4 protein-coding genes and 1 pseudogene are annotated in these 5538 nt (G+C 67.3%); 3 read left to right on the forward strand and 2 right to left on the reverse strand.

Annotation, left to right across the window (positions count from 1 at the left end):
- Both K789_RS0104190 and holA read left to right on the forward strand, forming a co-directional pair.
- Positions 1 to 1363: ComEC/Rec2 family competence protein (locus tag K789_RS0104190; protein ID WP_024365660.1), on the forward strand; the 1363-nt coding region annotated here is incomplete at its 5' end.
- Entirely contained in the window at positions 1297 to 2310 is a 1014-nt protein-coding gene (holA, locus tag K789_RS0104195; RefSeq protein ID WP_029704470.1) for a DNA polymerase III subunit delta, read from the forward strand. The genes K789_RS0104190 and holA, both read left to right, overlap by 67 nt.
- Positions 2311 to 2436: 126 nt before the next feature.
- On the opposite strand, the gene rpsT is transcribed toward holA, so the two are convergent.
- Positions 2437 to 2697 carry a 30S ribosomal protein S20 gene (rpsT, locus tag K789_RS0104200; RefSeq protein WP_024365662.1) on the reverse strand — a complete coding sequence of 87 codons (261 nt, stop codon included), beginning with the start codon at positions 2695 to 2697 and terminating at the stop codon, positions 2437 to 2439.
- Positions 2698 to 2871: 174 nt separating this feature from the next.
- Positions 2872 to 3423, reverse strand: coding sequence for a type II toxin-antitoxin system PemK/MazF family toxin (locus tag K789_RS0104205; RefSeq protein WP_024365663.1), 552 nt, complete (start codon positions 3421 to 3423; stop codon positions 2872 to 2874).
- Positions 3424 to 3677: 254 nt separating this feature from the next.
- Here K789_RS0104205 and lepA point away from each other — a divergent pair.
- Positions 3678 to 5535: pseudogene (gene lepA / locus K789_RS22265) on the forward strand (translation elongation factor 4).
- The last annotated feature ends 3 nt before the right edge of the window (positions 5536 to 5538 follow it).

Genomic DNA, 5538 nt, shown 5'->3' on the forward strand with positions numbered 1-5538 from the left:
CCGGTCGGCCGTGCCGGTCACACTGATCGACATGACCTTCGACGCGCGCCGGGTGCACACGCCGGCCAGGCTGCTGGTCCTGGGCGGGCCCGGCTGGCAGCACGCCATCCCCGGGCAACGGATCCGTACCACCGGCAAACTCAAGCCTTCCGGGCCGGGCCAGTCCGAAGCGGCGGTCCTGTCGGCAAGTTCGACCCCGATCGCGGTCGGAACACCGGGCCCCTGGCAGCGCGGCCCGGCGGACCTCCGCAGCCGTTTCACCCATGCCGCAGGACAACTCGACGGAGATGCCCGGGGACTCCTGCCGGGTATGGTCACGGGCGACACCAGCTCCCTGGATGCGGAGCTGGACACGGCCATGAAATCCGTCGGGATGACCCACCTGACAGCAGTCAGCGGCGCCAACTGCAGCGTCATCCTGGGCGCACTCCTGCTGGCTGCGCGCAGCCTGCGGCTCAACCGGGCGTTCACCTCGGCCCTCTGCCTCGTGGGGCTCGGCCTGTTCGTCCTGATGGTCGGCCCGGACTCCAGCGTCCTGCGCGCCGCCGTGATGGGCGCCATTGGGCTCGCGGCCCTGGCCGGCGGCCGGCCAGGGCGGGGCTTGAGCCTCCTGTGCCTTGCCGTGACCGGACTCGTGCTGGCACAACCCGGGCTTGCCACCAGCTTCGGATTCCTGCTCTCCGTGCTTGCTACCCTCGGCATCGTGGTGACGGGCCGGCCGATCATGGCGTGGTTCCCGGCAGCGGTGCCGCGCTGGGCGGCCGCGGGAGTCGCGGTTCCGCTGTCCGCACAGGCTTTCTGCGGGCCGGTGATCGTCCTGCTGCAGCCGCAGTTCCCGGCCTATGCCCTGCCAGCCAACGTCGTAGCCGCCATCCTCGTTGCCCCGGTCACGCTGCTGGGGACCGCGGCCGTGCCGCTGGTGCCGCTCGCCCCGGACCTCGCAGCCGTGCCGCTGGCCGTCGCTGCCGCCTTCGCCAACGGGGTGGGAGGAACCGCCCGCTTTTTCGCCCGCCTGCCCGGCGCCGTCCTGCCATGGCCGGAAGGGGCATTTGGCGCTGCCACGATGACACTCTTATCCGCCTCCGCCCTGGCCGCCTGCTGGCTGGCCTTCCACCCGGCCCGCACGGTCGGGCTGGCCCTCGCGGCGCATGAGCGGACGGTGGCCCTGCTCAACCGGATGCCGCCGCGCGGTGAAGGCCGGCGGGTACCGCGGGGAAGGCGCCGGCCCGGCTTGGTGCACCGCCCAGGCCGTGGCAGGCTTAGAGTCTGCACACAATCTTCCGGGAGGAAACCTCAGTGGCTGCTGCCCAGACCCCACGCGCCCGGCCCGCGGCATCGAACACCGCCACCTGGCGCGATGTGACCCCGGCCGCCGTCGTGCTGGTCGGCGGGCCGGAAGACTACCTGGGTTCCCGCGCCATGGACCGCATCCGGGCGCAGGTCCGCGCCGCAGCCCCCGACGTCGAAGTCACCCGGCTCAATGCCGGCAACTACGAGCCGGGCTCCCTTGCCATGAACGTCAGCCCGTCCCTCTTCGGCGAGCAGAAGCTCATTGAGGTGGAAGGGCTGGAGGGCATGAACGATGCCTTCCTGACCGACGGACTGAAGTACCTCGCCCGGCCCGAGCCCGACGCCGTGCTGGTCCTCCGCCACAGCGGCGGCGTGCGCGGCAAGAAACTCCTGGACGCCATCAAAGCCGGCGGATGGCCTGTGGTCGACTGCCAGCCCCTGAAGAAGGACGCGGACAAGATCGCCTTCGTGACGAACGAGTTCAAGGCCGCGTCCCGGCGCATCGAACCCGAGGCCGTGCATGCCCTGGTCAACGCCGTCGGCGCCCACCTGGCCGAATTGGCGGCCGCCTGCAGCCAACTGATCGCCGATGCCGCCACCGCGGTGGACTCCGCCATGGTGGACCGGTACTACGGGGGCCGGGTGGAAGCCACCGCCTTCAAAGTGGCCGATGCCGCGATGGCCGGGAACGCCCCGCTGGCTCTTTCCACCCTCCGCCACGCCCTCGATACGGGGGCGGACCCGGTTCCGCTTGTGGCCGCGCTGGCCTCGAAGCTCCGCACCCTGGCCAAGGTGGCCGGCGCCCAGGGGTCCTCGTCCCAGATTGCCAAGCAACTGGGCATGCAGCCCTGGCTGGTCGAGCAGGCGCAGCGGGAGGTCCGGCGCTGGACCCCTGAGGGCCTCGTCCGGTCCATCCAGGTGACCGCCGAGGCTGATGCCCAGGTCAAAGGCCTGTCCCGTGACCCGGTCTACGCCGTCGAACACGCCGTAACGGTGATTGCGACGTCGGTGCGCCGCTAACGCAGCACTTGCGGCGCCGGCAACGTAATTTGCCGGCGCAGGTTGCCCCTTAGTGTGCGGCTTAACTGGAAGTGGCCGGCACCTGGGGTGCCGGCCACAATCGTCAGTTCAAGTGAACTGGAAACCTTACAGCGCGTTGACCTTCTTGGAGATGGCCGACTTGCGGTTTGCGGCGTTGTTCTTGTGGAGAACGCCCTTGCTGACAGCCTTGTCCAGCTTGCGGCTGGCAGAAAGCAGTGCGGCAGCCGCAGCATCCTTGTCGGTGGACTCAACGGCGGTGTTGACGGCGCGGATGGCAGTCTTCAACTCGGACTTGACTGCGTTGTTGCGCAGGCGAGCCTTCTCGTTGGTGAGGATGCGCTTCTTCTGGGACTTAATATTAGCCACGTGTGAACTCTCTTTTTCAATGCGGAAAATGGTCTAGAGGGCTTTCAGATTGGCCATTGACTGAGCGGCGTGGGGATACCTATGGCGACCAACCATCTGTGGCCGTCGACCTGCACGGACACACAGCTGTCAATAGTAGCAGAGACGCCGGCAGGGTGCCGATTGGGCCGCCGGTCAGCGCCAGCCTTGGCGCGTCTGCAGGGCGGCGGCGACGACGCTGAAGCTTCCGGCGTCGAGGATGGCGCCCTCGCGCCGGACGTCCTGCGGGTTGATCTGCAGGATGCGGTCCAGTTTCGCTTCGCTGGGGCGCCACTGCCGGTCCCAGGGGCCGGTGCCGATGTCAACGTAGTCGTCCGCCCGGCGCGGGTCGCCGTCGTGGTCCTTGCTGGTCAGCATGAGGCCCAGCAGAAAGCGGCCGCTGGTGCCCACCAGCAGCACTGGGCGGTCCTTGCCCCGCGAGTGGTCCTCTTCATACGGCACCCAGGTCCAGACGACTTCGCCCGGCTCGGGGCGGCCGTTGGGGGAGGGGGCGTAGCTGATCTTTGCCGTTCCCCGGAAGTCTCCGGGATAGGTGCCGGTCAGGCCGGCAGCGGCCTGCCCGGATTTTGCCGTTGTGCCGGCCGGCCGGGCCTTGCCCGAGCTGCCGGGCGCGGAGCCGGAGCGCCCCTCCAGGAAGCGCAAAGTACTGCGGACTGCATTGCCGATCGAGCGTAAGTTCCAAGCCATGGGGAAACCATACCGGCACCCCACCCGGGCAGGCGGCAGGGCGGCAGCAGGGCGGCGGCCGAGGGGGCCGCGCTTCGCGGCGCGCGTCAAGGGGAGAGAATCATCGCGGCAATTCAGTGCAGCTACTGAATGCAGGGATGCACTTCCACGGGTCCGGACGTGGGAGACTATAGGTTCAGCTATGCGGCACGTCGCAGGATGGGAAACCAGCCTCAGCGCCGGTCCGTGGAAAAAGCCAACAGTAAGGACCCTGCGTGTCTCCCATGGCCCGCACCGCCCCGGTGCCCGCCGCAACAGATCCGGCCATCATCCGGAACTTCTGCATCATTGCGCACATTGACCACGGCAAATCCACACTGGCCGACCGGATGCTCCAGTACACCGGCGTCGTCCAGTCCCGTGACATGAAGGCCCAGTACCTGGACCGCATGGACATTGAGCGCGAACGCGGCATCACCATCAAGTCCCAGGCAGTCCGTATGCCCTGGGAGCTCGACGGCATCAGCTACGCGCTGAACATGATCGACACCCCCGGACACGTCGACTTCACCTACGAGGTCTCCCGCTCGCTCGCGGCCTGTGAAGGGGCCATACTGCTCGTGGACGCGGCCCAGGGCATCGAGGCCCAGACCCTCGCCAACCTCTACCTGGCGATGGAAAACAACCTGACGATCATCCCGGTCCTGAATAAAATCGACCTCCCGGCGGCGCAGCCCGAGAAGTACGCCGCGGAACTCGCCAACCTGATCGGCGGCGACCCCGACGACGTTCTCCGCGTCTCCGGCAAGACCGGCATGGGCGTCGAGGCCCTGCTGGACAAGATCGTCCGCGACCTGCCGGCCCCCGTGGGCGACCCCAACGCCCCCGCCCGGGCCATGATCTTCGACTCTGTCTACGACACCTACCGCGGCGTGGTCACCTACGTCCGCGTGGTGGACGGCATGCTGCACCCCCGCGAACGCATCCAGATGATGTCCACCCGTGCCACGCACGAACTGCTCGAGATCGGTGTCAGTTCCCCGGAGCCCACCCCCTCCAAGGGCCTCGGCGTCGGCGAAGTGGGCTACCTCATCACCGGTGTAAAGGACGTCCGCCTGTCCAAGGTGGGCGACACCGTCACCAACCTGGCCAAGCCCGCCACGGAATCCCTCCCCGGCTATGCCGATGCCAAGCCGATGGTGTTCTCCGGACTGTATCCGCTGGACGGCACGGACTATCCGGTGCTCCGCGATGCCCTCGAGAAACTGATGCTCAACGACGCGGCGCTGGTCTATGAGCCCGAGACGTCCGCGGCGCTGGGCTTCGGTTTCCGTGTCGGCTTCCTGGGCCTGCTGCATCTGGAAATCACCCGCGAGCGGCTCGAACGCGAATACAACCTGGACCTGATCTCCACCGCCCCCAACGTGGAATACGAGGTGACGCTGGAGGACAAGAAGGTCGTCCACGTCACGAACCCCAGCGAATACCCCAGCGGCAAGATTGCTGAGGTCCGCGAGCCGATGGTCTCCGCCACGATCCTTGCGCCGAACGAGTTTGTCGGCGCCATCATGGAGCTGTGCCAAAGCCGGCGCGGCGTTATGGGCGGCATGGACTACCTCTCCGAGGACCGGGTGGAAATCCGGTACCGCCTGCCGCTGGCCGAAATCGTCTTTGATTTCTTCGACATCCTCAAATCCAAGACCCGCGGCTACGGCTCNCTCGCTGGACTGGAAGGCCGACGGCGACCAGGTGGCCGACCTGGTCAAGGTGGACATCATGCTCCAGGGCGAGCAAGTTGACGCTTTCAGTGCCATCACCCACCGTGACAAGGCCTACGCCTACGGCGTGATGATGACGGGCAAGCTGCGCGAACTGATTCCGCGGCAGCAGTTCGAGGTGCCCATCCAGGCCGCCATCGGCTCCCGGATCATTGCCCGGGAAAGCATCCGGGCCATCCGCAAGGACGTTCTCGCCAAGTGCTACGGCGGTGACATCACCCGGAAGCGCAAACTGCTGGAGAAGCAGAAGGAAGGCAAGAAGCGCATGAAGATGGTGGGCCGCGTCGAGGTCCCGCAGGAAGCCTTCATCGCCGCCCTCACCACGGACGAGTCCAAGGACAAGGCCAAGAAGTAAAGG

This window comes from Arthrobacter sp. TB 26 (genome assembly GCF_000427315.1).
Lineage (GTDB): Bacteria > Actinomycetota > Actinomycetes > Actinomycetales > Micrococcaceae > Arthrobacter.